Genomic DNA, 24,349 nt, shown 5'->3' with positions numbered 1-24,349 from the left:
TTTAGAGAGATTTGTGCAGTGCCTGGGTGGGCACGATTCTGGCCGCAAACAGGGCCGGGTAAATGCAGGCCAGCAATGTCAGGCCCACCACCCATAACGGCAGCTGAGTATATTGCAGCGGGCGAATAATGGTTTTGGTCGGCTCGACCAGCGCGACGCCGGAAAATTCCATCTGGCTGTAATCGATGCCAACCACGCCGATCCAGCTGTTGATGCCGAGCCCGAGTATCAGGCCGATGATCACGCTGAGTAATGCCAGCAACAGGCCTTCAACCAGAATCAATAGAAAGATGTTTTGTGGCGTGGTGCCGATGGCCTTGATGACCCCAAACTCCCACATGCGCTCATAAATGGACATGAACATGGCATTGATGACACCCAGGGCGGCAATGATGAACAGAATGGTGCCCATGAGGGCGAGGGAATAATCCATCATACCAAGCATGCTGCTGAGTTGGGGCAGTATGTGTGGCCATCCCTGCGCCTGGGAACGATCCCCGGAAAATGCCTGCCATAGCGGCAGATCATCCTGGCTGGCAAGTGCAGGGTCGTGGAAATTAAAGGCGATCTCCTGAACATCGGTGCCCTGGTTCAGCATGCGCTGGGCATCGCCCAGATTGATGAACACCATGTTTTCGTCCATGGCCTTGCTGTTGAAGCGGAAGATGCCCGAGACCCGGAACAGGTTCTGGCTGATGTCGCCGCCATCCACCTGCGGGACCGATAACACGATCTTGTCCCCAAGAGAGACTTCCATTTTGCTGGCCAGTCGATAGCCGAGCAGAATTTCCTGAGGGTTGGCACCGGTCAAATAAGCACCTTCGATGATGGATTGGGTAATCTTGCTGACCTGCGCTTCGCTGGTGGCATCAATGCCGATCATTTGCACTGACCGGACGTTGCCAGTGGAGGCAATCATGGCGGCCGAGATGGCTCGCTCGGTCGCCGCTTCCACTTCTGGTCGTTGTCGTAATTGTTGGATCAGGCCGGGATCGGTCAGGCGATTGTCGGCTTCGTATCCGGCCAGATACTCGGGATGATGAATCTGGCCATCGCCCGGAAACAGCCGGGTTGCGGATTTGATCATGTCCTGAGACAAGCCAATGATGTAGCCATCGGTGAAAATCAGTGCAGCCAGAGAGCAGGAGATCAGCAGTGCCGTCAGCAGTGAACGCTTGGGGTTGCGCAGAATATTGCGCAGGGACAGTTTCCAGATCAACTGCATATCAAAGCCTCCTCATGGCATCCAGCGGAACCAGCCGGGCTGCGCGGATAGCAGGCAACATGGCAACAGCCACCGATGCCAGACAGATGATGATGACGGGGTTCAGGAAGGTGGGTACGGTCATGATGCCGGTCATTTTTTCAAACACCAGACCGGAGATCTCCATGGGTTCTGCCAGGGTGATACCGATATGGGTAAAGTAGTAATTGAGCGGCAGCGCGATGATCAGCCCGGCAACACAACTGAGCAGTGCCAGTAACAGGGTTTCGAGCAGGATCTGCAGATAAATGCGCCACGGTGAGGTACCGATGGCCTTGAGCACGCCAAACTCGCCGGTACGTTCGAGTATGTTCATGAGAATGGTGTTTAACACCCCAAGACAAACCAGAAAAACCACGATGTACATGGAGACCACATTGCCCTGTTTATCGGCTTTCATGGTGCGGTAGAACTCGTGTTCGATGACCTGCCAGGGGCTGAAATGTAATTGTTGAGGCCGAAGCCCGGTGTCCAGCTGCGTATTCAGCTGCTGGCTTTGTGGCTCGGCCTGCAGATAGTCATTGGTCAGAATCACCAGTTGATGAACCTGATGGGGTAATACAAAAAACTGCTGGGCGGCATTCAATGGCAGATAAACATTCAGACGCTCGGGGGCATCACTGTCACCGATAATGGCGCTGACAATGTAGACATCGTTGGCCATGGAACCGTCAGCTCCCTGGGAGATCAGCACCAGCTCATCATCAACCGTCAGTCGCAGTTGTCTGGCCAGGCTGTAACCGAGCATGGTCTGATAATAACCATCGGCATTGATGTCACTGTTGAAAAATGTGCCCTGGCTGATTTTACGACCGAGGTATGAGGTCTGCTGTTCCCGCTGCGGGTCGATGCCATACACAATGGCGGGTGCGGCTTTGTCCGTTCCATAAGCCAGGGCGGCGGCCTGAATTCGCGGCGTGACCTGTCGAACAAAAGGGAACTGTTCGATGCGTTCAATCCAGCTCTGATAATCATGCACGGTTCTGTACAAGGTTGGCTGATCCAGGTATTGCGCCTGTGTCAGTTGGATGTGACCGCTGTGGTCACGGGTGTAGGTGCGCAGCACTGAGTCGTAGGAACCATCCTGCAATGACAGCGACAATACCAGCAGGATGTAGCCTCCGAACATGCTCAGGCCGGTCAGAACGGTTCTGCGGCGGTTACGTCGTAAGTTGCGCATCGCCAGCTTGACAGTCAATGGCAATGACATGGTGGCTCCGGGTTATTTCAGCGTTTTCAGATTGCGTAAGGTAAACAGTGATTCATCAACTTCAGTGTTGAAGGTCAGGGTGTCATAGGTGACCCGCGTCAGATGCCCTTCTTTGTTCAGCGGTTTCAGTTCCATGACAGCAGGTAACTGCCGGCCATCAAACTCTCGCACATCGGAAAAAATCATTTCCCGCATGGGAGTGCCGTCCTCGTCGAAATAATTTTCATGTACCGGCAGCAGGCTGGTCTTGTCGATCAGAATATCGATACGGCCCCAGACGGTGACGGTCTGCTCTTTGGGGGTGAGGGTCAGCAGGTATTGCGGTTGGGTACGGTCGAGCACCACATCGTATTCTTCCGCCAGTGACACTTCACGCACCAGATCGTCGTTGGTGAAGTCAGAACCCATCCACGAGCCCATCATCATGGATGGCGGCACTTTGATGACTTTGCGGATCTTGGGAAAGTAGTTCCACATTTCGTTTTGCCGTTTCAGAGTGGCGATGCCGGCGTCTTTTTTGGGGGTCAGAATCCGCACCAGGGTGTAATCCATATCGCGGGACCAGACTTCCATGGTCATGCTGCGTTGCCATTCCGGCGTATGAATATCCATGGTCATGGTGGCGTGACTGGAATCAAGGCGATAGAGTTTATCCATGCGCTCAACCAGCTCCTGAGCGGTAGGAGTGGTTGCTTCGGCGATGCTCCAGACACTGAGAGTGAGAAGCATCATCATAAGGAGTGTGGTTGTTGTTTTCATGGCAGCCTCCATCTGGTTACCATAACAATGAGTGGTTGAGTTTGGTATCGATATTTATGATTAACCTGAGAATGATTGATACCGCTCTTGAAATGCATCTGTTTTGTTTGGATCTGACATGACTGAAAATGAATTAACACAATACCTGCTCAGTAAGCCGGAAAGTCTGGAAGATTATCCCTTCGGTCCGGAAGCGGCAGTATTTAAAGTACACGATAAAATGTTCGCATTATCAGCGGTGCGTGGTGATGGAATATTGAGTGTCAATCTCAAATGTGATCCCTTGCAGGCGGTACAGTTGCGTGATGTGTTTAGCGCTGTTCTACCAGGTTATCACATGAATAAAAAACACTGGAATACGGTGTTGATCGACGGTTCGTTACCCGATGGTGAAATTGAACGGATGATCGATCATTCATACGCGCTGGTAGTGAAAAGTCTTAAAAAAGCACAACGTCAGGGAATGGAACTGCGACATGGCAAAGAAGTGTTATATCGCGACTGACGCTGTCACATAAGGTATGACAAAAGGCGTGTTATGCATTCATGACAGATGCGCTTTCAGAGTCCGTCAATAGTGATATATCTCCGTCGGGATCAACGTGTTAGATTGGCGTTTTGTTTCCTGTCACCCTGAGGAAAAACATGAAAGCACTCGTCAAAAAAGAAGCCGCTGAAGGTTTATGGCTGGAGGATGTTCCGGAGCCGAAACCAGGTATCAATGATGTCTTGATCAAGGTTGACCGCACCGCGATTTGTGGAACCGATATGCATATCTGGAACTGGGATGCCTGGGCTCAAAAAACCATTCCGGTGCCGATGATTGTCGGTCATGAATTTGTCGGTGAGATTGTCGAAGTCGGCTCCAACGTCAATGACTTCCGGGCTGGTCAGCTGGTATCAGGAGAAGGACATGTGGTGTGTGGCCGTTGTCGTAACTGTATGGCCGGGCGTCGGCATCTGTGCGCCGATACCAGCGGCATTGGTGTGAACCGGCCGGGAGCATTTGCTGAATACGTGGTATTACCCATGGCGAATGTCTGGGAACACCGACCGGATATTGATCGTGACGTTGCCGCCATCTTTGACCCATTTGGTAATGCCGTGCATACGGCGCTGAGTTTTCCTCTGCTGGGTGAGGATGTGCTGATCACCGGTGCCGGGCCAATTGGTATTATGGCGGTGGCGGTTTGTCGTCATGCCGGAGCCCGTCATGTGGTGATCACTGATGTGAATCCTGATCGTCTCAAGCTGGCAGAAAACATGGGCGCCACTCGTGGTATCGATGTCAGGACTGAATCCATCAGCGAGGTTCAGGCGCAGTTGGGCATGAAGGAAGGTTTTGATGTGGGGCTGGAAATGTCCGGTAACCCATCGGCGTTCAGAGATCTGCTCAAGGCCATGTGTCATGGTGGGAAAATTGCCATGCTGGGAATTCCGCCGGAAGACGTTGCCATCGACTGGAATACCGTCATCTTCAATATGCTGACCATTAAAGGTATTTATGGTCGGGAGATGTATGAAAGCTGGTACAAAATGTCTGTCATGGTAGAGTCTGGCCTGGACCTGACTCCCATCATTACCCATCGTCTGCATTACACCGAATTTGAGCATGGCTTTGCCGAAATGAAGAGTGGCAAAGCTGGCAAAGTGATTTTGAACTGGCTTGATTAACTGCGTGACGCTGGTAGTTGTAATCATCGGCTAAAACACAAGGCAGGTTAATAACAGAGGTTTCCGATATGTATCAGAACTTTCAACAACATCTGGTCGCAGAGCTGCAATACATCCGCGATGCCGGACTGTATAAACACGAACGTGAAATCACCACCGCCCAGGGCAGTCATATTGGAGTGCCTGGTGGTGAAGTGGTTAATCTGTGTGCCAATAATTATCTGGGGCTGGCGCAACATCCAGAGGTGTCAGACGCGGCTATGTCCGGTCTGAAGGAGTGGGGCTATGGTATGGCATCAGTCCGGTTTATCTGTGGCACCCAAACTATTCATAAACAGTTGGAGCAGAAGCTGACAGCATTCCTGGGAACCGAAGATACGATTTTGTATCCCTCCTGTTTTGATGCCAATGGCGGGCTGTTTGAAACCCTGCTGACCGGTGCCGATGCGGTGATTTCCGACCAGCTGAATCATGCCAGCATCATTGACGGCATTCGTCTGTGCAAGGCCAAACGCTATCGTTATAACAACAACGATATGGCTGATCTGGAAGCGCAGCTACAGCAGGCGGATAAAGACGGTGCGCGGTATAAACTGATCAGCAGTGATGGGGTGTTTTCGATGGATGGCACCATTGCCCAGGTGGATAAAATCTGTGATCTGGCAGATCAGTATAATGCCCTGGTACATATCGATGAGTGTCATGCGACCGGGTTTATTGGTGCCCATGGACGGGGAACTCATGAGTACCGTAATGCCATGGGCCGGGTGGATATGATCACCGGTACCTTGGGCAAAGCACTTGGAGGAGCCAGTGGTGGTTTCACCAGTGGCCGCCCGGAAATCGTGGAATTACTGCGCCAGCGTTCACGGCCTTATCTGTTTTCCAATACGGTGGCACCGCCAGTGGTGGCCGGTGCGATCAAAGCATTGGAACTGGCAGAGCAGGGTAGTGAACTGCGTCAGGCGTTGCACGATAATATGACGTTTTTTCGTGAACAGATGAGTGCCGCCGGGTTTGATCTGTTGCCGGGTGAACATCCGATTATTCCGGTGATGTTGTACGATGCTGCCAAAGCTGCTCGTTTCGCCGACGCCATGCTGGCACGGGGGATTTACGTGATTGCCTTTTCATATCCGGTTGTGCCTCAGGGACAGGCGCGTATTCGTACCCAGATATCCGCTGCCCACAGTCGTGAAGATCTGCAACGCGCGGTCGATGCCTTTATTGCGGTTCGTGATTCGCTGTCATAGAGCGCTCTGTATGACGGGAATATTCCGTCCATGATGATGTGGAAGAGCGGCAAATGACCGTGATATTCAGGTTTCATGATGTGGTCGTTCGAAGAACGCAGGTATTAACCCGGGATAAATGCTGAGCGGGTTAATACCGTAGACATGCACGATGCGGTTTCGCAGATTGACAGGATCAGAACTGATTGGCGAGTTCTGCTTTCAGCTCGGTTTCCAGTTCTGCCGGCGAAGCCACCCAGAGGTCATCATCAAGACCTGGAAACACACCGATATCGATATCATCCTGGGTTAATCCCGGAATCCATTTATTAAAGAACTGAGGCAGGGGAATGCTTCTGGGTGAAAAACCATCCAGGTCTTTGGAGTATGCCCGTGCAAGGCTTTCATCCGGCCAGACCAGTACGTATTCGGAATTGTCTTCGGTATAGTTTTTAAGAAACAGTTCCTCTTGATTCACCAGAATCCAGACTTCCCGCTCTTCTGCTACTTTTGTTAAGAAATAGTCATACCTTTCTTCGCAGTCGAGGCCAAGGAGGTTGGTTGATGGGTCACTACTCATATTTCGATCCAATATCAGATGATGGGAACATGTCCCGGTATAAAGTGGCCAGTATAACAGGCCCGTGGTTATATCAGTGTTCTATTCGGTTCAGGAAACGCAGCCGGCCATAATCGATACTCTAAACACAAGTGGATTTTCAAATAATGACCTGCGCCAAGGCGTTCATAATGCTCTCTGGTTGACGATGTAAAGGAGATTTTTTGCAGACTCTTATCGTTCGTAACCATCGAGTTCGTGAAAGGTTCCAAGGTGGCGGGCAAGGGTCGGGTGAGGTTGCTGCCAGATGTCGGAGCGTATTTCTGCCGGATAGACCACCATGTCGTCGAGTTGGTGTCGTGGTACCCAGCTGGTTTCCTGAATCAGAAGTTCGTCGCCACCGAGACCGGCCAGATTGTTCAGATGTATATCGCCGTGCCAGCCCGTCACCGAGTAAAACAGCTCCAGATGAAACACATTGGCGCGGTCTTCGATAAATTCTCGTACAAACATCAGCGGTCCAACGGTTACGTCAGTGAGCCCGGCTTCTTCAAAAAATTCACGTTTAACAGTGTTTTGAGTACATTGATCCTGGCTTTCATAGCCGCCGCCTGGTGGTACCCACCAGGTTTCGCCATGCTGGATGTGTTTGACCAGCAGCACACAGTCATTCTGAATGGCGATGCCGGCGGCACGGATACGATGTCTCATTTGATGTGGCCGAGGATACCGTCCAGTTCATCAAGGGAGTTATATTTGATGACCAGTTTTCCCTTGCCATTGTTGCCATGCTGAATATCCACTGGTGCACCGAGGCGTTTGCCCAGAGTATCTTCAAGGTTGCGGATATTGGCATCGAGTCGCGCATTGGGAGCGACTTTGGGTTTTTTGCCTTCCTGCAGCTGACGCACCAAGGCTTCGGTCTGGCGGACGGTCAAACCTTTCTGCACCACTTGCCGGGCAGCGTCAATCTGCTTGGCTTCAGTCAGCGACAACAACGCACGGGCATGGCCCATTTCCAGATCACCATGTTCGACCATTTTTTTGACTTCGGCAGACAGGCTGATCAGACGCAGCAGATTCGCGACGGTGACACGGTTTTTACCGACGGCATCGGCGACTTCCTGCTGAGTCAGTTCAAATTCCTTTTGCAGCCGCTGCAATGCCATGGCTTCTTCGATGGGATTGAGGTTTTCACGCTGAATGTTTTCAATCAGCGCCATGGCAATGGCATCTTCGTCGCTGACATCGCGAATCACGGCGGGTATTTCCGCCAGGCCCGCCATCTGGGTTGCACGCCAACGGCGTTCCCCGGCGATGATTTCGTAACGCTCCGGGCCAATCGGACGAATGACGATCGGTTGCATGACGCCCTGAGCTTTGATGGAGGCAGCCAGTTCTTCCAGCGCCTCCGGCTGCATATCCCGGCGCGGTTGATATTGACCCCGTTGGATCAATTCGACGGGAACATGTTTCAGGTCGCCGTTTTTAAGGGCTTCTTCGGTATCTACCGGTTCGGGTTTCTGGGTTTGGGAAATCAAAGCACCCAGACCTTTACCCAAACCGCGATTCTTTTTGACTGACATGGGGGTTCCTGAAAAATTCTTTGTCTTCACTGCCTCAGCAACAAAAATCAACAGACTGCTAGGCGGTTGGTACCGCCGAAGGGCCGTTATTGTGCCTGTTAATGATCTCTCCGGCCAGCGCCAGATAGGCCATGGCTCCGGCACTCTGTTTGTCGTGAGTGAGTACCGGCACGCCAAAACTGGGCGCTTCTGCCAATCGCACGTTACGTGGAATCACCGTGTGGTATACGGTATCGCCGAAGTGGGTGATCAATTCCTGGCTCACGTCCTTGGTCAGGCTGTTGCGTGGATCATACATGGTCCGCAGTACCCCTTCGACCATCAGCTTGGGATTGAGAATCTTGCTGACGTTTTCCACTGTATTCAGCAGCGCTGCGAGTCCTTCCAAAGCATAGTATTCACACTGCATCGGAATGATGACGCCATCGGCCGCCGACAGGGCGTTGACGGTCAGCATGTTCAGCGATGGTGGACAGTCGATAAAGATGTAGTCGTAGTTGTTTTTGACTTCTGCCAGGGCATAGCGTAACCGATGTTCTTTCATTTTGATGTTCATCAGTTCCACTTCGGCCGCGGTCAGGTCGCCGTTGGCGGGTAGCAGGTCGTAATGACAGGATTCGCTGTATTGAACCGCTTCGTTAGTATGGCATCGATTGGTGATGACCTCATAAACCGAACGTTCCAGTTCGTTTTTATCGATGCCGGAACCCATGGTGGCATTGCCCTGAGGATCGAGATCAACAACCAGGACCTTACGTTTGGTTGCCGCTAAAGACGCAGATAAATTGATCGCAGTCGTGGTTTTCCCGACCCCGCCCTTTTGATTGGTAATTGCAAATACTTTAGCCAAGATGCAACCCTTTGTTGGTTCTGTGTTTTATTCGGTTGTGCCCGTTTACCGGCATTTCCTGCTGGTCAAACGGTTGTATGTGCGCCGGTCATTCCGGATGTCATTGTAACGCCTGAGCGATTTTCAGACCGGGCGCAACTTCCCTTTTATCGACTGGCGAACCAGAGAAGCCGGATATTATATGATGACGCCTGCCTGACCGGATTGTCTCCGACAGGTCAGATAACCGTGATCGGGAAGCAGGCACAGGTGTTCAAACGAAATAATGGTGTGCCGGTCAACTAAACCCTGTTCAGCGTCACCAGGTGCCGTTCGCCATCCGCTCCCGGCACGAGCAGTTCCTTCACGTTGAGCAATTCCACCGTGGCCGGCAGCTCTGCCAGTTCTGCTTCCGGATATTGTCCTTTCATCGCCAGGTAGACAGTAGCCGAGGTACCGCAGCCGGCAGATAATTCCACCATATCCCGCAGGCTGGCAAAAGCCCTGCTGGTTATACAGGCATGGGGCTGTGCGGGGCAATAGTTTTCCAGTCGGGTGTGCACGACAGTGACATTCGACAACTGTAATTCCAGTTTGACCTGAGTGCAAAAGCGGGTCTTTTTGCCATTGCTGTCAAGCACGGTGACGCGGATGTCGGGGTTCATGATGGCAATGACCAGCCCCGGCAGACCGCCACCGCTGCCGACATCGAGAATATCGTCATATTGAATGAACGGCAGAATCGCCAGACTGTCGATCAGATGACGGTCGATCATGTCTTCGGCATCACGCACAGCGGTCAGGTTGTAAGCCTTGTTCCATTTCACCAGCAGCTGGTGATAGTGCAGCAGTTGCTCAATCTGGCGGTCATTGATGTCGATACCCAGTTGCCGGGCGGCAGTTAAAAGTTTTTCCTGATAGTGAGTACTCACGCGGTTTTCCTGGCGGCGGCCATTTTTTTCAATTGGATCAACAACAGACTGACCGCTGCCGGGGTGACTCCCTGGATACGGCCGGCCTGGGCAATGGTTTCCGGACGTACCTCTTTCAGTTTCTGGCGCACTTCGTTAGACAGACCACTGATGGTGTCGTAATCGAAGTTATCCGGCAGACGGGTGTTTTCCTGGCGTCGCAGGGCGGCAATTTCCTGCTCCTGACGCTTGATGTAGCCATCGTATTTGGCAGCGATTTCCACCTGTTCGGTCACCTGTTCCGGCAGCTCGGGGGCTTCGCCTTTGAGGCCGGCAATCATGGCATAGTTGGCATTGGGGCGCTTGAGCAGGTCCATCAGGCTGTATTCATGGGTCAACGGCTGATCGAGCACTTTGGCGGCCTGGTCGCCGGCGGCTGTGCCGGGTTGTATCCAGGTGGATGTCAGCCGGTTTTTTTCCTGTTCGATGGCTTCCATTTTGGTGCAGAAGGCAGCCCAGCGGATATCATCGACCAGACCCAGTTCACGACCTTTTTCGGTCAGCCGGGCATCGGCATTATCCTCGCGCAGCAGCAGACGGTATTCCGCCCGGCTGGTAAACATGCGATAGGGTTCTTTGGTGCCCATGGTGATGAGATCATCCACCAGTACCCCGAGGTAGGCTTCGTCGCGGCGCGGGGCCCAGGCATCTTTTTCCTGCACCCGTAACGCAGCGTTGACGCCAGCCAGCAGCCCTTGGGCACCGGCTTCTTCATAGCCGGTGGTGCCGTTGATCTGGCCGGCAAAAAACAGGTTCTGGATAAACTTGGTTTCGAGGCTGTGGCGCAGATCCTGGGGATTGAAGAAATCATACTCGATGGCATAACCCGGACGGGTGATGTGGCAGTTTTCAAAGCCTTTCAGGGTGCGGATGAAATCCACCTGGACATCAAACGGCAGGCTGGTGGAAATACCATTGGGGTACAGCTCGAATGTGCTCAGACCTTCCGGCTCAACAAATACCTGGTGACTGGTTTTATCGGCAAAGCGCACGATTTTGTCTTCGATGGACGGGCAGTAGCGCGGACCTATGCCTTCAATGACTCCGGCGTACATCGGCGAGCGGTCAAGATTGGCGCGGATGATGTCGTGGGTCTGTTCGCTGGTATGGGTGATATAGCAGTTCACCTGCTGTGGGTGTTCATCCACCGAGCCCATGAACGACATCACCGGTAATGGCGTATCACCGGGTTGAGCCTGCATCACGGAATAGTCCACCGTGCGGCCGTCAATGCGGGCCGGAGTGCCGGTTTTCAGCCGGTCAACCCGAAACGGCAGTTCGCGCAGACGCTGGGACAGGGCAATGGCTGGTGGATCGCCGGCACGACCGCCGGAGTAGTTTTCCATGCCCACATGAATCTTGCCGCCAAGAAAGGTACCGGCGGTGAGCACAACGGTGGTGGCGTGAATGCGGATGCCCGTTTGGGTGACCACCCCGGTGACTTTGTCGCCCTGGATGATCAGATCGTCAGCGGCCTGCTGAAAAATACTCAAGCCCGGTTGATGTTCGACGATTTCGCGAATGGCGGCGCGATACAGCGCACGGTCTGCCTGGGCGCGGGTGGCACGAACTGCCGGGCCTTTGCGGCTGTTGAGCGTGCGGAACTGTATGCCGGCTTTGTCGGTGGCGCGCGCCATGGCACCGCCAAGCGCATCGATTTCCTTGACCAGATGACTTTTGCCAATACCGCCAATGGCCGGATTACAGCTCATCACCCCGATGGTTTCGGTGTTGTGGGTCAGCAGCAGGGTTTTGACTCCCATACGGGCTGCTGCCAGAGCGGCTTCAGTTCCGGCATGGCCGCCACCGATGACTATGACATCGAAACGGGTGGGAAAATCCACGATAGTTACCTCTCCTGGTCAGGAACAAAAATAAAAGGGCGCGAATTATACGGAGTTTCATACAGGCTGTTAACACACATTTTGTAGCCTCTGCAATGCGTGGCCCACAAAAAAAATCTGATCATGGAGATTGCTGAGGGTTTTGATGCTTTAATCTGTGCACTCTGTCTGTTGTTTGATTCAGGAAACTTGTATGTCTATCCCCGTAATAGTGATTCATGGTGGTGCCGGAGCGATTGCCCGCAGCGCCATGACACCCAGTAAAGAACAGTCGTTTCGGCAGGCGCTGACGGAGATCGTCGCGACCGGGCAACAGATCCTGGCCGCTGGTGGCAGTGCCATGGATGCGGTCACGGAAGCGGTACGGCTGCTGGAAGAGTGTCCGCTGTTCAATGCCGGTCATGGTGCGGTATTTACTCATGAGCAGACCCATGAACTGGACGCCAGCGTTATGGATGGCCAAACCCTGCAGGCCGGAGCAATCAGTTGTGTCAGTCGGGTGAGAAATCCGGTGTTACTGGCGCGGGCGGTGATGGAACATAGCGAACATGTGCTGTTCACCGGTGACGGAGCGGAGGCATTTGCCCGCGCTCATGGTTTTGAGATGGTGGCCGCGGATTTCTTTTCCACCGAAGACCGCTTGCAACAACTGCACCGTGCCCGACAGCGAGGCGGTATGATGCTGGATCATGACGGCGCAGCGGAAGCCTCAGGCGATCCGATTGATCCGGATAATAAATATGGCACCGTGGGCGCAGTGGCGCTGGACGCACAGGGCAATCTGGCGGCAGCGACTTCAACCGGCGGCCTGACCAACAAGCAGGTGGGGCGGGTGGGCGATACCCCGCTGATCGGTGCCGGTTGTTATGCCAATAACCGAACGGTGGCGGTGTCCTGCACCGGGACCGGGGAAATGTTTATGCGGGCAGTGACCGCCTATGATATTTCCGCCCGTATGGAATACGCCGGTATGACCCTGGTGGAGGCCTGCGATGCCGCAGTTGCGCGGCTGGCGGAGTTGGGCGGTGATGGTGGTCTGATCGCGGTGGATCATCTGGGCAATATCGCCCTGCCGTTTAATACCGGTGGCATGTATCGGGGGTACGGCCATGTCGGAGAGCTACCGCAAGTGGATATATATCGTTGATCTCAGATCGTGACCCGCGTTCCTGATATGGCTGGCACCGATTTGTTAGTCTGTTAATCGGGAGCGCCGTTGCGCTTTGATGATGGAACTTCTATAAATGCAGATTGATTGATTCCGGGACAGCGAAACCATGTCGTTTTGTTACCATCACCCTGTGCTGCCGGCGCGCTGGTATTGTGAACATTGTCGGAAAGATTTTTGTGATCAGTGCGTGCGTGCACCCAATACCGAAGAAGGTTATCCGCTGTGTTATGGGTGTCAGCAGGAACTGAGTTATCAGCCCAATAAAGCCGACGTGATTCCATTCTGGAACCGGTTGTCTGACTTTTTCCGTTATCCGTTTCAGGGACAGGCCCTGATCATGTTGAGCGTATCGCTGGTCAGTGCATTACTGCCTGACAGCTGGATCGGGTTGATCATTGCACTGCTGCTGTTTCTGCTGCAATTGCAATATGGTTACCAGGTGATCGATACCGTGGCACACGGCAAGATGGTGGCACCGTCGGTGGCTGACATCTTGAGTGGTGAACGTTTTGGGCTGGTGTTCAAACAGTTTCTGGCCATCATTGCCATGGTGGTTCTGGTCATGCTGGTCGGGCATTTTTTACATCCAATACTGGCTGTTGTGCTGGCGTTGTTTTTTATCGCCAGCCTGCCGGTCAGCATGATCATGCTGGCGATGGAGGGCGATCTGGCCGCAGCCCTGAATCCGTTGAACCTGGCCGGTATGATCGTTCGTATCGGCTGGGCTTACGGTCTGGTGTATTTCTACATGATTCTGATGTCGCTGTGTTCGGCGTCCACCAGTCAGCTGCTGATGGATCTGCTGGGCCCCACCGTCGGACAGACTGCCGGTGCGATCAGCGGTTTCTACTTCATGCTGGTCATGTTTGCGCTGCTGGGGTATCTGGTTCATCAATATCGGTTCGAGTTGAATCTTGGTGCCACCAAACAGGACCTCCGGTTGCGACGCATGGCCAATCAGGCCGATCCCAATATTCATATGCATTTGCACAATGGCCAGTACGGCAGCGCGCTGGAATTGATGGAAAAATCCTGTCGGGATCAGCGTGGTCAACTGTCGACACTGGAACGTTATTTTAAGATTCTGGCGTTTACCGGTGATTACGAGCGTTTGAATCGCGGTGGCGGCGGCCTGCTGGCGCAGTTGGCGGAATATAACCAACTTGCCATGCTAACCAGAATTCTGCGGCAGATCTGGCAGCAGCAACCGGAGTTTGAATTCAGTGGCGAGCAGGCCCTGGAGCTGGGTGCGTATCTGCGGGAGCAGCAGGAAATTGAACTGGCGGTCCGGATGATCAAACGGCAGTACAAGATCGTTCGCAATGCCAAAACCCGTAATCGGCTGCTGGAGTTGTTCGCGGAAATTGCCGAGGAGCATCTGCGTAAGCCGGAACTGGCGCAGCAGTTGTTAAAGCTTAAAGGGCAGGTCATTCCGGATCTGGATGCCTCTGCGGGGATGCAGATGGCACCAAAGCCGGAATAGTGATCAATCCAGAATGATATGTGGGATGTAGCGCGATAAATCCTGGGTGATGCGTTGGGCGTCTTCTCGAATCGAGATGCCCGCCGGCTGATCGTCCACCAGCCACGAGCCGATCAAAGTGTGGTTCCGACCAAACTTGGGCAGCGGCCAATACTCCTGGTAGATAAACCCTTCATCGCCATAAGGTCCTTCCGATGAGTCCATGACGCTGCCGTCGATATGAATGCTGACGTTGGAGCCTTCGCGGGCGAAAATCGGCTTCTTCACATAGCTGGTCATCCCGCTGCTGGCCAGATCCTCTTCAAAGTAAGACGGCAGCAGGTTGGGATGACCCGGAAACAGCTTCCATAACAGCGGCATCAATGCCTTGTTGGAGAGGATGGCTTTCCAGGGAGGCTCCATCCAGGTGACGCCGGCATGGGGCAGTATCGAGCCATATTCTTCCCGCAGCATGAATTCCCACGGATAGAGTTTGAACATCCAGGTAATGACCTGATCCTGAAGGTCGCTGTAGACCTGATCTTCACCCTCGCCGATATCCTCAATGTAGATAAAGCGATTCTCTATACCGGCTTCGCTGGCGCAATCCTGCAGATACTGAACCGTACCGCGGTCTTCTTCGGAATCCTTGCAGCAGGAAAAATGCAGGGTTTCGCCCGGATGCTCCAGTTTCATCAGCCGGAACCGGTCGACCAGCTTTTCCTGCAGGGAATTAAACTGGTCGGCCTGGCGGGAGATTTCGCCGCTGTTGACCTTGTCTTCGAGCCATAACCATTGCCAGAACCCGGACTCGTAGAGACTGGTGGGGGTGTCGGCGTTGTTTTCGTAGAGTTTGGCCGGGCCAATTCCGCCATAGGCCAGATCCAGACGGGAATAGAGGCTTTTCTCCTGTTGTCGCCAGGAATTCAGAATCCAGTCCCAGAACGGCCGGGGAATGCGAAATTTCTGCATCCAGTATTCGTCGGCAACCACTTTTTCCACAGCGGCCAGACACATCTGGTGCAGCTCCCGGGTCGGATCTTCCAGATCCTCTTCTATCTGGCGTAGGGAAAGCTGGTAATAGGCACTCTCATCCCAGTAGGCTTCGCCGTACATGGTATGGAATTTAAAGCCGAACTCATCGGCTTTGGTGCGCCAGTTTTCCCGCTCCCTGATGATGTGACGCAACAATTTGGATTACCCTCCCCAACTACTGCGGGAACTGCTCTTCGATGAACCGCCCCAGCTGGATTTGGCTGATACCGTTGAGCCAAAGCCGCCACGGGAAATGGTGCGGGTCACTTTCGGCTTGGATTTGAAAGCATCATTGTCGACCCGGACAGAACCGTAGGAACGGCTGCTGCCATAGACATTGCCATCGACGGTGGTCCAGCGGCCATAGGCTGGTGAGCCGTAAGAGTAAGAGGTATAGAGCGGCGCTGAGCGATAGTTATTGCGATCAAGCAGGTTGGCCAGCATGAAACCAGCCATGGCCGGCATGAACCAGCTGTGGCCACTGGCGTTATACGGGGTACAGTTATTGGCCCCGAAATCCACCTCGCAGTCACTGCGGGTATTGTATTTCGGACCGCTGTCCTGAGCCTTTTGCAGGGCTTCCTGATAGGCGGCCTGGCACGCGGCTTCATTGCTTGGGTTCTGTTCTATGCACTGGTTGACATCGCGGTAGACGATCGCTTCTTCTTTGCTGCTACACGCCACCAGGGTTGTCGTTGCGATGGCCAGAGCCAATGGTTTTACGGCATGACTGGAACGGGATTTGCGCATCCTGTCCAGATTAATGGCACGGGTTCTTTTCATGATCAGCTTCCTTTCAGTAAGTCATACAGGCCGCATTCAAAAGGCCGACAGCGACTGACATGCCCGCCAGGACTATACCGGCAGAGACTTCGTTGTGGTTGATCCGCTCAACGATTTTCGGCATAAAGATGAAGCGTACAATGGCGAAAGCGATCAACTGGGCGATGAGTGCCACGATGCCCCAGATAGCGAAATCGATCAACGACACCGAGTTCGACGCTGCACTGCCCAATGCCAGGGCAAAACCAATGATGGCACCGGCCAGACCGGTGGCGGCGGCGGTATTCTTTTCTTCTTTGACCAGTTTCCATTCGTCATGAGGCGTGATCGCCGTGTAGATCACCTTGAAAATCAGCAGTAAAACCAGGGCAATTGCAAAATACAGCGCAAAATTTGCCAGTCCTGCCAAAGAGTGTGCGATGGTGTTCATGTGTCTGTTTTCCCTCTATAGATTGTTGGTCTGAAAACAACGCGATGTTGTTTGTCCTGTAAACCGTATATGAACGGCTGAGCGCTGTGCAACCACAGATCTCAGCCGATGATGGAAATATCCGCGTGGTGGATATCAAAACCGGTACTGATTACCAGACACCGGTCGGCCTGATTGTGAATGATTTTTTCTTCACCTGATTTGATCAGGTACTCGAAATGGCCATCCTTGATCTCGCGCTCGTAAAGCATCATGAATTGATCGGTTTCACTTTCGCTGCCATCTTCCTGCCAGGTCTGTTCAGTCATCGCCACTGGAGGGGATTCACCGCCAACACCGCCCCATACACGATTAAAACGGTATCCTTCCAGTTCAGTATCCGGCGTGCTGATGCCATGGTTGAGCAGTTCATTCCACTGATGATCTGAGTTGACGCCTTCGGTCTGATAAAAATACCAGAGCTTCACATCAGAGATGTGCTGTTCGGTCATGCCGCCGGTCAGCAGTACCTGCAGGAAGCCGTCATCATCGGTGTAGTAACGCAGCACCGTAGTGCTTTCATCAAGTTTGACCATACCCACAGCCTGTATCAGCTGTGTCCGGGCTACTCCTTCGACGATCAGATCCGGTTCGATCAGGCGAAGTTTGAGATCATCCAGTTCAAACGCTCCACCGATGCGCAATCCCATGATTTCAGGGGCTTTCACTTCGGTCGAGGAATCATCCTTTTTACCAAACCATTTGCTAAACACGGAAATTCTCCCAGTCAATATGATTGATACGTCCTTCGGCAATGTAGTACAGCGTATCCCCAGGCTGAATCTGATCATTCAGCGCCGGATTGAGTTGTAACGTCTTGGTGCCGGCTCTGGCAAGACCGATCAGGGTTGCCTCGTAACGTTCTTTGAAGGTATTGAACAGGTCACGGATGGTGACCGGATGTTGGCCGCGATATTTCATGGAGTATTGGGTCATGCCTTCGTCGACGGCCAGCAGTTGATAGTGCAGGGCACTGGAACCGGGATCGACGGCGGATTTGGCTATCATTTCCACCGCTACCGAGGGCATGCATTCAACATTGGGGCAATGCTGTTTTAACAGTGCACCGAGGGTGTCGTCATTGAAATAAGCGATGATATGGGCTTGAGGATTTTTACTGCTGCAATACAGAGCGGTTGTCATAGTAACATCATCATCACGGGTATCGATGATGATCGTACTGGCTTTTTCCAGGGAGGTGCGTTCCATATCCGCATCATTGCTGAAACTGCTCACACGGGTAAAACCAATGCTGTCCGGCATCGGGTTTTCGACTTCCACCCTGACGCACAAAGCAATCTGCTGACGTTCTGTTTGTTGCGCCATTTCATGTTGCAGCAGGCGGATCAACTGCAATGTTCTGTTCTCATTCCAGCCGATGACCAGAATGTGATTGTCATAATTCAATGCTTTCATACCTTTAATTCCCTTGCGCCACTGGTAGGATACAAATGCTGCCACGCGGCCAATGGTAAGACCGAACAGCCCCAGCCCCATCGGTATCACCAGAAAGGCGACGGCATACTTCCCTGCAACGGTTTCCGGGGACAAATCACCGTAACCAACGGTTGATGCGGTCACAATGAGCCAGTAGATAAAATCATGACTGCGGGTCAGGGCGACTTCACCACAGACCCACAAGATTGCCCAGCTCAACAGCATGTAAGCCGCGATGACCAGTAAAATACTGTGCCAGCGCAGCTCCATGAAGTGCCGCATCAACAGCTTTTTGAGTGTTGAAATAACCAGCATTCGGGATTATTTCCCGAGAATTCTGGCCAGTTCGTCGTCTGCTGAACCTGAAGTAGAACCGGCAATACCCGCTTCTTTCAAACGTTTTTCCAGTTCATCACCGGACTCGGCTTCCGCCAGTTCTTCTGCCGCTTCCAGCTGTGCCTGACGTTCCTGCTGACGTTGCTGGATCCGGGTCAGGGATTCCGCCGCAGTTTTCATCTTGCTGTTGGCACCCATGTGCCGGCTGGATACAGCGGTTTGGGCTTTCTGGACCGACTCGGTGGCTTTGACGATATCGATCTGTTGTTCCATGCGGCGGATATTGCTTTTTGCCTGGGCAATATTTTTGCGCAGATCCTGTTCCGAGCGGGTGAACTGATCGACAAACTGCTGCTCTGTTTCAATCTGGGCACGCAGTTCCATCACTTTTTGAGCACAATCCAGCGCCAGTTGGCGGTCGCCTTTTTCGTTGGCCGCTTTGGCATGGGCTTCGTATTCACTGGAGGATTGCGTCAGGCTGCTGACCTTTTGTTCTGCCAGCTTACGCTTGGCCATAATCTGTGCCAGCGATGTGTCGGAACGACGCAGTTCCTCTTTGGCCTCACGAATTTCCTGATCCAGGATACGCAAAGCCTGACCATCAACCACTGCCTCCGCAGCTTCATTCACGCCACCTTTGACAGCAGTGATCAGTTTTTTCCAAACACTCATGGTAAATCTCCCTTTATGCAGTTAAATAGTCATCATAGGCATTGAGAAAGCCCGTGATATTGTCGAACAGGGTTTCAACCTCGATCACAATACTTTCCTCTTTGGATTGTGACGACAGCGACCCGAAACAGGTGTAGTACTCATCACCATCGATGGTGGAGATACCGATAGTCGTCAACGGAAAAATCTGGTGGGTTTTGAGGATTTCCTCATTCAGAGCAGCAGTATTTTTCACCTGCTTTTTGGCAAACAAGATGGATTCAACAATAATCTGTGCACCGCTGACAGCAATGTATGCATCAAGCCCATCTTCATTGGCGACTCGCAGACAACTGTCTTCGTTCTGGACAGTCCAGCCTTCATGCTTGGATATCAGACTTTCGATGCCGGTCAGATCCCAGGTCATATAATTAACTCCTTGTTGTATGAATTTGAACCACCAGCCAGGCTGGATGACTGCTCCTGCCCGGATACGGTTATAAGTAAAGCCGGACGAATAGTAGTACACCTCACCCATTCAATAAACATCATAACTGTCATTCAAGCATAAAGACTGAATAAAGCCTGTTGCCCGTTGGCAGCCCTGGATGGCAGACGTAATCCATGTGACGTGGGGTGGTTATAAAAGGTTGCTTCGGAATTTTTGATTTGATTGGTAATGTTATCTGGTTAACAGTTTTTTGGCAGAGCATGGATGCCTTAGCTGGCGTTTACCTCGAGGGGTAGGGGACGAGCTGAATTGTTAGTGTGTTGCCAGCTGGTCATGTTGTTTCCCTACGTTCTATGTGCCCTCAGGCCGGGCGGGCCTTCCCTTTTTGTGTGCCCAAAAAGTGAAATAAAAAGGGCACCCCAGCTCTGTTGGGCTTCGCCTGTTCGCTGGCGCGAACACCCTTGGCACAGATGTCGCTGATCAAGGGTCGTCCGGGTTCGAATGGTCCGACACATCGGTCCTGCCTCATCCGGACTTAAAAACGCGTCCTGCGTTTTTAACCCTTTGCGACTTCAGTGCCAAGGGCAACAGGGATGGGGAGTTTGTGGCATGGCTTAAATCGGTTCTGTTTTGTCAGCCTTCGTCCCATTTAAATGTCGGAGTATTTTCGGTGAGTAGCGGATTGAAGATTTTGTCTTTGGCTAATGGTTTGTCCCAAACATCAAATTTGTCCCTGTGATAAATATTAATGGCGGAGTACATGCATTCCGGTAAGGGGAGATCTTTATCCATAAATCGGCAGATCATATTCCACTGACGTTGGAAATCCTCACGCATGATACCGTTCATATCGATATCTTCTTTGCGGGGTTTCTGGCCTTTGCGCTTAACACTGGAGCGAATAATAATATGCCAGTGTTGAGTCCCTGGATTATTGACGATATTGACCGCTGCCAGTTCAACGTCTTTAAACGGGATCGTCAATGATTGATGGTTTTGTACTTTGGGAAAAGTCACGGTGCCATATTCACGACTGAAGACGATGTAACTAAAGCCGTCTTTTTTGGCTTGTTGACGGGCCCAGAGGGCTAAGATGAAGCATACTAGAGTGGTCACCCAAAAAAACCACATACCTCCGCCGTATTCATTATTGAGCCATGGAATAGCGTTTGAGCCTTCTTTTAGGCCAACGACGAATATGCCTAATACAAATGCTCCAGCTACAGCAAACAATCCAGTATCCACCCCGCCCAGTTTTAAGCGCGATCCCGCCATACTGAACCAGCCCATATTGTAACCGTCGCACATCAGGTCCAGTTGTCCACTGGGCATGGAGCCCTCAGGCTGTTTTGGCAGTTTGTATTTATCGAAATTATGATCTTCTGGAGATGGTTCCAGGTCAGGTGTGGTGTGGATGCACTCCTCTTCCGTAGCGACATACATTTTCATGATTTAGCTCCTGAGTGTCTGACCAGACAGCAGGTGTACTGGTAAAACTCAGTTTTGGTGTATTGCCGGTGGATCATGCAGTTTCCCTACGTTCTATCTGCCCTCAGGCCGGGCGGGCCTTCCCTTTTTGTGTGCCCAAAAAGTGAAATAAAAAGGGCACCCCAGCTCTGTTGGGCTTCGCCTGTTCGCTGGTGCGAACACCCTTGTCAGGATGACTGCGGGTTGAGAGCCGTTTGGGTTCGGCTCCTGCCTCATCCAAACTCTCCAAAACGTCCTGTTTTGGAGACTCTCAGCAGTCATCCCGCCAAGGGCAACAGGGATGGGGAGTTTGTGGCATTCCATTCTATCGTTTAATAGTGTGTTCTGGGTTTGGAAAAGGTTTCTCCCCAAACATCTTTTTCTTGTTTTTGATACTCAGTAATAGCGGTATGCAGACAGGCTGGCATGGATAATGTGGGGTCCATAAACCGGGCAATCATGTTCCATTCTTGTTGGAACTCTTCTTTATTGGAGCCATACAAACTGATGCCCTCTTTACGAGGGCGATGTCCAGGACGACAGGTTTTTGTGCGTATGATGGTATGCCATTGGTGAGTTCCCATGGTGTGAATGGTTCTGAAGACAGACAGTTCGACATCCTCAAACAGTACCGTCAGGGATTCATCGGTCTCTACCTTGGGAAAGGTGACCGTGCCATATTCGCGACTGAAAATGATGTAACTGAAGCCGTCTTTTTTGGCCAGTTGGCGGACCCAGAGGGCTAAGAAGAAAAAGAAGAAACCAGCAATCCAAATGCACCACATAAACCAACCGTACTCATCATTCAGCCATGGGAAGGCATTGTTTCCCTCTGTCATGCCAGCAGTAACCACCCCAAAGGCCATAATTCCAGCAATCATAAAACATACAAGATCAATACCGCCCAGTTTTAACCGAGAACCAGCTATCCCCATATACCCCAGATGATAACCATCACAGATTTGATTCATCTGTTCGATGGGCATGGGGCCCTGTGGATTTTTAGTCAGTTTAAAGGTATCGAAATCAGTGTCGGGCGGAGCTTCTTGCAGATCAGCGGTCACGGCCCGACATTCTTGTTCAGTGGCGATGTACATTTGCATGGCGATTATCCTACCGGTTGTCCGGTGATCAGGTGAATGGCGGGTTCACCGGGGTTATCCAGGGGTATTTGGTCAACGGGTCTGGGAGCGTGCAAACGGAATGTTTGCTCTATCCAGGGCTGGTCTTCCGCTTTAAAGGGAGCCTGAGAGCGTGTTGGTTTAGGTAGTACCAGAGGTTCTGGGATAGCTTTGCTGAAGTATTCCGTTTGACCCTTGGGGAAATACCGCAGGCTGTATTTGAGTTCTATGCTTTGTGACTGTTGTAGCAATGAATGAACGGCCTTGTATTTAAAGTACATGGAATTGTCCATGCCGTCTTTATGAGGTGAGGGTGAAGCGGAAACAGACAAAGCTTGAGAAGCTTTGTCCCGCTGAACGCCCGGCCACGGAAGGCCGGGCTGGTATATACCACCAGGGAAGGTAAGTCCCGGAACTGTGTTTTTGGGGAGTGGTAAAATTCAGTTGGATGATGGTTAGTGTGTTGCCAGGTGGTCATGCAGTTTCCCTACGTTCTATCTGCCCTCAGGCCGGGCGGGCCTTCCCTTTTTGTGTGCCCAAAAAGTGAAATAAAAAGGGCACCCCAGCTCTGTTGGGCTTCGCCTGTTCGCTGGCGCGAACACCCTTGGCAGGATGACTGCGGGTCAAGGGTCGTCCTGATTCGGCGTCCTGCCTCATCCAAACTCTCCAAAACGTCCTGTTTTGGCAGTCATCCCGCCAAGGGCAACAGGGATGGGGAAGGTCAAGGGGCACCCGGTGGACACAAAGGTGGATTAAAAATCCGTTCTTTGGGCATGGGTTTGTACCAAATATCTTCCCCTGTTTTTTGGTTATTGCTGATGATCAGGTGCAAGCATGGGGGAATGGATTGTTGTTTATCCATGAACCGGGCAATCATGTTCCATTCTTTTTGGAAGTCCTCTTTATTCATACCATGCATGCTGATGCCCTCTTTACGAGGGCGTTGTCCAGGGACGGCAGGTGTTTGTGCGGATAATGGTGTGCCATTGATGAGTGCCCATGGTATGAATGGTTCTGAAGGCAGAGAGTTCAACATCTTTAAAGGGCACGGTCAGGGATTCATCGGTGGCCACTTTGGGAAAGGTCACTGTGCCATATTCGCGGCTGAAAATGATGTAGCTGAAGCCGTCTTTTTTTGCCAGTTGGCGGACCCAGAGGCCTAGGAATAGGAATAAGATGCCTAGAGACCAAAAAAGCCACATAACTCCTCCGTACTCATTATTCAGCCATGGAAATGCATTGTTTCCCTCTTTTAGACCAACAATAATTACGGCAAATAGAATAATACCCACCAACGAAAACAACCCTGTATCTACACCGCCCAGCTTTAGTTTTGACCCCGCAGTACTGAAATACCCCAGATGGTAACCATCACAAGGAATGGCAAGAGGCTCAGTGGGTATTGCACCTCTAGGGTCTTTTTTTAGTTTATAGGTATCAAAATCACTGTCTGCCGGCGCTGTTTCCAATCCGGGAGTGATGGTGATGCAGTCTTTTTCATCAGGGATATAAGTGTGCATGATGTTTATCCTGTGGGTTGTCCGGTGATCAGGTGAATGGCAGGTTCACCGGGTTTATCCAGGGGTATTTGGTCAACAGGTCTGGGGGCGTGCAAACGGAATGTTTGCTCTATCCAGGGCTGGTCTTCCGCTTTAAAGGGAGCCTGAGAGCGTGTTGGTTTAGGTAGCACCAGAGGTTCTGGGATAGCTTTGCTGAAGTATTCCGTTTGACCCTTGGGGAAATACCGCAGGCTGTATTTGAGTTCTATGCTTTGTGACTGTTGTAGCAGTGAATGAACCGCCTTGTATTTAAAGTACATGGAATTGCCCATGCCGTCTTTATGAGGTGAGGGTGAAGCGGAAACAGACAAAGCTTGAGAAGCTTTGTCCCGCTGAACGCCCGGCCACGGAAGGCCGGGCTGGTATATACCACCAGGGAAGGTAAGCCCCGGAACTGTATTGTTGGGGGAATGGTAAAATTCAGTTGGATGATGGTTGGTGTATTGCCAGGTGGTCATGCAGTTTCCCTACGTTCTATG

Annotated in this window: 26 protein-coding genes; 5 read left to right on the top strand and 21 right to left on the bottom strand. The window is 52.1% G+C overall.

What is annotated here, in order from left to right:
* Nucleotide 1: 1 nt before the first annotated feature.
* From YC6258_RS00135 to YC6258_RS00125, 3 genes are read right to left on the bottom strand one after another with little or no spacing between them, the layout of a single operon-like run.
* Complete coding sequence (locus YC6258_RS00135) at nucleotides 2-1,225, bottom strand: ABC transporter permease (RefSeq protein WP_044615254.1); 1,224 nt, start codon at nucleotides 1,223-1,225, stop codon at nucleotides 2-4.
* 1 nt (nucleotide 1,226) lies between these two features.
* Nucleotides 1,227-2,474, bottom strand: coding sequence for an ABC transporter permease (locus YC6258_RS00130; RefSeq protein WP_052829953.1), 1,248 nt, complete (start codon nucleotides 2,472-2,474; stop codon nucleotides 1,227-1,229).
* Nucleotides 2,475-2,486: 12 nt separating this feature from the next.
* On the bottom strand, nucleotides 2,487-3,233 hold the full coding sequence (locus tag YC6258_RS00125) for an outer membrane lipoprotein-sorting protein (RefSeq protein WP_052829952.1): 747 nt from the start codon (nucleotides 3,231-3,233) through the stop codon (nucleotides 2,487-2,489).
* 118 nt (nucleotides 3,234-3,351) lie between these two features.
* Between YC6258_RS00125 and YC6258_RS00120 the strand changes: the two genes are divergently transcribed.
* From YC6258_RS00120 to kbl, 3 genes are all read left to right on the top strand, one after another.
* A complete protein-coding gene (locus tag YC6258_RS00120; protein ID WP_044615253.1) occupies nucleotides 3,352-3,738 on the top strand; it encodes an MmcQ/YjbR family DNA-binding protein in 387 nt (128 codons plus the stop codon).
* Between the two features lie 140 nt (nucleotides 3,739-3,878).
* On the top strand, nucleotides 3,879-4,907 hold the full coding sequence (gene tdh / locus YC6258_RS00115; RefSeq protein ID WP_044615252.1) for an L-threonine 3-dehydrogenase: 1,029 nt from the start codon (nucleotides 3,879-3,881) through the stop codon (nucleotides 4,905-4,907).
* Nucleotides 4,908-4,975: 68 nt separating this feature from the next.
* The gene (gene kbl / locus YC6258_RS00110) at nucleotides 4,976-6,160 is read left to right on the top strand and encodes a glycine C-acetyltransferase (RefSeq protein ID WP_044615251.1); all 1,185 of its coding nucleotides are present in this window, start codon (nucleotides 4,976-4,978) and stop codon (nucleotides 6,158-6,160) included.
* Nucleotides 6,161-6,335: 175 nt separating this feature from the next.
* Here kbl and YC6258_RS00105 read toward each other — a convergent pair whose 3' ends face one another.
* From YC6258_RS00105 to mnmG, 6 genes are all read right to left on the bottom strand, one after another.
* Entirely contained in the window at nucleotides 6,336-6,719 is a 384-nt protein-coding gene (locus YC6258_RS00105) for a DUF2750 domain-containing protein (protein WP_044615250.1), read from the bottom strand.
* Nucleotides 6,720-6,932: 213 nt separating this feature from the next.
* Nucleotides 6,933-7,409: an NUDIX domain-containing protein gene (locus tag YC6258_RS00100; protein ID WP_044615249.1), complete on the bottom strand. Its 477-nt coding sequence runs from the start codon at nucleotides 7,407-7,409 to the stop codon at nucleotides 6,933-6,935.
* Nucleotides 7,406-8,284: a ParB/RepB/Spo0J family partition protein gene (locus tag YC6258_RS00095; protein ID WP_044615248.1), complete on the bottom strand. Its 879-nt coding sequence runs from the start codon at nucleotides 8,282-8,284 to the stop codon at nucleotides 7,406-7,408. Before YC6258_RS00095 ends, YC6258_RS00100 begins: the two co-directional genes overlap by 4 nt.
* Nucleotides 8,285-8,342: 58 nt before the next feature.
* Complete coding sequence (locus tag YC6258_RS00090; RefSeq protein WP_044615247.1) at nucleotides 8,343-9,134, bottom strand: ParA family protein; 792 nt, start codon at nucleotides 9,132-9,134, stop codon at nucleotides 8,343-8,345.
* Between the two features lie 281 nt (nucleotides 9,135-9,415).
* Nucleotides 9,416-10,045 (bottom strand): 16S rRNA (guanine(527)-N(7))-methyltransferase RsmG, encoded by a 630-nt coding sequence (rsmG, locus tag YC6258_RS00085; RefSeq protein WP_082070495.1) that lies wholly within the window; start codon nucleotides 10,043-10,045, stop codon nucleotides 9,416-9,418.
* Nucleotides 10,042-11,928 (bottom strand): tRNA uridine-5-carboxymethylaminomethyl(34) synthesis enzyme MnmG, encoded by a 1,887-nt coding sequence (gene mnmG, locus YC6258_RS00080; RefSeq protein WP_044615245.1) that lies wholly within the window; start codon nucleotides 11,926-11,928, stop codon nucleotides 10,042-10,044. The genes rsmG and mnmG overlap by 4 nt, the downstream gene beginning before the upstream one ends.
* Before the next feature lie 193 nt (nucleotides 11,929-12,121).
* On the opposite strand from mnmG, the gene YC6258_RS00075 reads away from it, so the two are divergent.
* Both YC6258_RS00075 and YC6258_RS00070 read left to right on the top strand, forming a co-directional pair.
* Nucleotides 12,122-13,075, top strand: a complete 954-nt coding sequence (locus tag YC6258_RS00075) for an isoaspartyl peptidase/L-asparaginase family protein (protein WP_044615244.1) — start codon at nucleotides 12,122-12,124, stop codon at nucleotides 13,073-13,075.
* Between the two features lie 130 nt (nucleotides 13,076-13,205).
* Nucleotides 13,206-14,582, top strand: coding sequence for a B-box zinc finger protein (locus YC6258_RS00070; RefSeq protein ID WP_044615243.1), 1,377 nt, complete (start codon nucleotides 13,206-13,208; stop codon nucleotides 14,580-14,582).
* Nucleotides 14,583-14,585: 3 nt separating this feature from the next.
* Here the strand turns inward: YC6258_RS00070 and YC6258_RS00065 are convergent, their stop codons facing one another.
* The 12 genes from YC6258_RS00065 to YC6258_RS00005 form a co-directional block, all read right to left on the bottom strand.
* A complete protein-coding gene (locus YC6258_RS00065) occupies nucleotides 14,586-15,752 on the bottom strand; it encodes a glutathionylspermidine synthase family protein (RefSeq protein WP_044615242.1) in 1,167 nt (388 codons plus the stop codon).
* Nucleotides 15,753-15,758: 6 nt separating this feature from the next.
* Complete coding sequence (locus tag YC6258_RS00060; RefSeq protein ID WP_044615241.1) at nucleotides 15,759-16,379, bottom strand: DUF1190 domain-containing protein; 621 nt, start codon at nucleotides 16,377-16,379, stop codon at nucleotides 15,759-15,761.
* A 13-nt stretch (nucleotides 16,380-16,392) separates the two neighbouring features.
* Nucleotides 16,393-16,809: a DUF350 domain-containing protein gene (locus YC6258_RS00055; protein WP_044615240.1), complete on the bottom strand. Its 417-nt coding sequence runs from the start codon at nucleotides 16,807-16,809 to the stop codon at nucleotides 16,393-16,395.
* Nucleotides 16,810-16,910: 101 nt separating this feature from the next.
* Nucleotides 16,911-17,561 carry a YjfK family protein gene (locus YC6258_RS00050; RefSeq protein WP_044615239.1) on the bottom strand — a complete coding sequence of 217 codons (651 nt, stop codon included), beginning with the start codon at nucleotides 17,559-17,561 and terminating at the stop codon, nucleotides 16,911-16,913.
* Nucleotides 17,554-18,600: an ion channel gene (locus YC6258_RS00045; RefSeq protein WP_044615238.1), complete on the bottom strand. Its 1,047-nt coding sequence runs from the start codon at nucleotides 18,598-18,600 to the stop codon at nucleotides 17,554-17,556. The genes YC6258_RS00050 and YC6258_RS00045 overlap by 8 nt, the downstream gene beginning before the upstream one ends.
* Nucleotides 18,601-18,606: 6 nt before the next feature.
* Nucleotides 18,607-19,293 carry a PspA/IM30 family protein gene (locus YC6258_RS00040; protein WP_044615237.1) on the bottom strand — a complete coding sequence of 229 codons (687 nt, stop codon included), beginning with the start codon at nucleotides 19,291-19,293 and terminating at the stop codon, nucleotides 18,607-18,609.
* 13 nt (nucleotides 19,294-19,306) lie between these two features.
* On the bottom strand, nucleotides 19,307-19,699 hold the full coding sequence (locus tag YC6258_RS00035) for a DUF2170 family protein (protein ID WP_044619592.1): 393 nt from the start codon (nucleotides 19,697-19,699) through the stop codon (nucleotides 19,307-19,309).
* A 657-nt stretch (nucleotides 19,700-20,356) separates the two neighbouring features.
* On the bottom strand, nucleotides 20,357-21,172 hold the full coding sequence (locus YC6258_RS00030) for a hypothetical protein (protein ID WP_044615236.1): 816 nt from the start codon (nucleotides 21,170-21,172) through the stop codon (nucleotides 20,357-20,359).
* A gap of 350 nt (nucleotides 21,173-21,522) precedes the next feature.
* Nucleotides 21,523-22,293 (bottom strand): hypothetical protein, encoded by a 771-nt coding sequence (locus tag YC6258_RS00025; RefSeq protein WP_044615235.1) that lies wholly within the window; start codon nucleotides 22,291-22,293, stop codon nucleotides 21,523-21,525.
* Nucleotides 22,294-22,298: 5 nt separating this feature from the next.
* The gene (locus tag YC6258_RS00020; protein WP_044615234.1) at nucleotides 22,299-22,592 is read right to left on the bottom strand and encodes a hypothetical protein; all 294 of its coding nucleotides are present in this window, start codon (nucleotides 22,590-22,592) and stop codon (nucleotides 22,299-22,301) included.
* A gap of 651 nt (nucleotides 22,593-23,243) precedes the next feature.
* Nucleotides 23,244-23,831, bottom strand: coding sequence for a hypothetical protein (locus YC6258_RS00010; RefSeq protein WP_044615232.1), 588 nt, complete (start codon nucleotides 23,829-23,831; stop codon nucleotides 23,244-23,246).
* 5 nt (nucleotides 23,832-23,836) lie between these two features.
* On the bottom strand, nucleotides 23,837-24,328 hold the full coding sequence (locus YC6258_RS00005; RefSeq protein ID WP_044615231.1) for a hypothetical protein: 492 nt from the start codon (nucleotides 24,326-24,328) through the stop codon (nucleotides 23,837-23,839).
* Nucleotides 24,329-24,349 lie beyond the last annotated feature (21 nt).

The organism is Gynuella sunshinyii YC6258, assembly GCF_000940805.1.
GTDB classification, from domain to species: domain Bacteria; phylum Pseudomonadota; class Gammaproteobacteria; order Pseudomonadales; family Natronospirillaceae; genus Gynuella; species Gynuella sunshinyii.
Note: the sequence above shows the minus strand (reverse complement) of the source record. Positions and strands in the feature narration are given on the sequence as shown.

Coding starts and splice junctions, on each gene's coding strand:
- YC6258_RS00060 (WP_044615241.1), bottom strand. CDS start 16,379: ATGAAAAGAACCCGTGCCATTAATCTGGACAGGATGCGCAAATCCCGT.
- YC6258_RS00005 (WP_044615231.1), bottom strand. CDS start 24,328: ATGACCACCTGGCAATACACCAACCATCATCCAACTGAATTTTACCAT.
- YC6258_RS00120 (WP_044615253.1), top strand. CDS start 3,352: ATGACTGAAAATGAATTAACACAATACCTGCTCAGTAAGCCGGAAAGT.
- YC6258_RS00070 (WP_044615243.1), top strand. CDS start 13,206: ATGTCGTTTTGTTACCATCACCCTGTGCTGCCGGCGCGCTGGTATTGT.
- YC6258_RS00055 (WP_044615240.1), bottom strand. CDS start 16,809: ATGAACACCATCGCACACTCTTTGGCAGGACTGGCAAATTTTGCGCTG.
- YC6258_RS00100 (WP_044615249.1), bottom strand. CDS start 7,409: ATGAGACATCGTATCCGTGCCGCCGGCATCGCCATTCAGAATGACTGT.
- YC6258_RS00095 (WP_044615248.1), bottom strand. CDS start 8,284: ATGTCAGTCAAAAAGAATCGCGGTTTGGGTAAAGGTCTGGGTGCTTTG.
- YC6258_RS00075 (WP_044615244.1), top strand. CDS start 12,122: ATGTCTATCCCCGTAATAGTGATTCATGGTGGTGCCGGAGCGATTGCC.
- YC6258_RS00125 (WP_052829952.1), bottom strand. CDS start 3,233: ATGAAAACAACAACCACACTCCTTATGATGATGCTTCTCACTCTCAGT.
- YC6258_RS00040 (WP_044615237.1), bottom strand. CDS start 19,293: ATGAGTGTTTGGAAAAAACTGATCACTGCTGTCAAAGGTGGCGTGAAT.
- kbl (WP_044615251.1), top strand. CDS start 4,976: ATGTATCAGAACTTTCAACAACATCTGGTCGCAGAGCTGCAATACATC.
- YC6258_RS00035 (WP_044619592.1), bottom strand. CDS start 19,699: ATGACCTGGGATCTGACCGGCATCGAAAGTCTGATATCCAAGCATGAA.
- YC6258_RS00105 (WP_044615250.1), bottom strand. CDS start 6,719: ATGAGTAGTGACCCATCAACCAACCTCCTTGGCCTCGACTGCGAAGAA.
- YC6258_RS00135 (WP_044615254.1), bottom strand. CDS start 1,225: ATGCAGTTGATCTGGAAACTGTCCCTGCGCAATATTCTGCGCAACCCC.
- YC6258_RS00045 (WP_044615238.1), bottom strand. CDS start 18,600: ATGCTGGTTATTTCAACACTCAAAAAGCTGTTGATGCGGCACTTCATG.
- YC6258_RS00010 (WP_044615232.1), bottom strand. CDS start 23,831: ATGCACACTTATATCCCTGATGAAAAAGACTGCATCACCATCACTCCC.
- YC6258_RS00030 (WP_044615236.1), bottom strand. CDS start 21,172: ATGAAAATGTATGTCGCTACGGAAGAGGAGTGCATCCACACCACACCT.
- YC6258_RS00130 (WP_052829953.1), bottom strand. CDS start 2,474: ATGTCATTGCCATTGACTGTCAAGCTGGCGATGCGCAACTTACGACGT.
- tdh (WP_044615252.1), top strand. CDS start 3,879: ATGAAAGCACTCGTCAAAAAAGAAGCCGCTGAAGGTTTATGGCTGGAG.
- YC6258_RS00020 (WP_044615234.1), bottom strand. CDS start 22,592: ATGTACTTTAAATACAAGGCCGTTCATTCATTGCTACAACAGTCACAA.
- YC6258_RS00025 (WP_044615235.1), bottom strand. CDS start 22,293: ATGCAAATGTACATCGCCACTGAACAAGAATGTCGGGCCGTGACCGCT.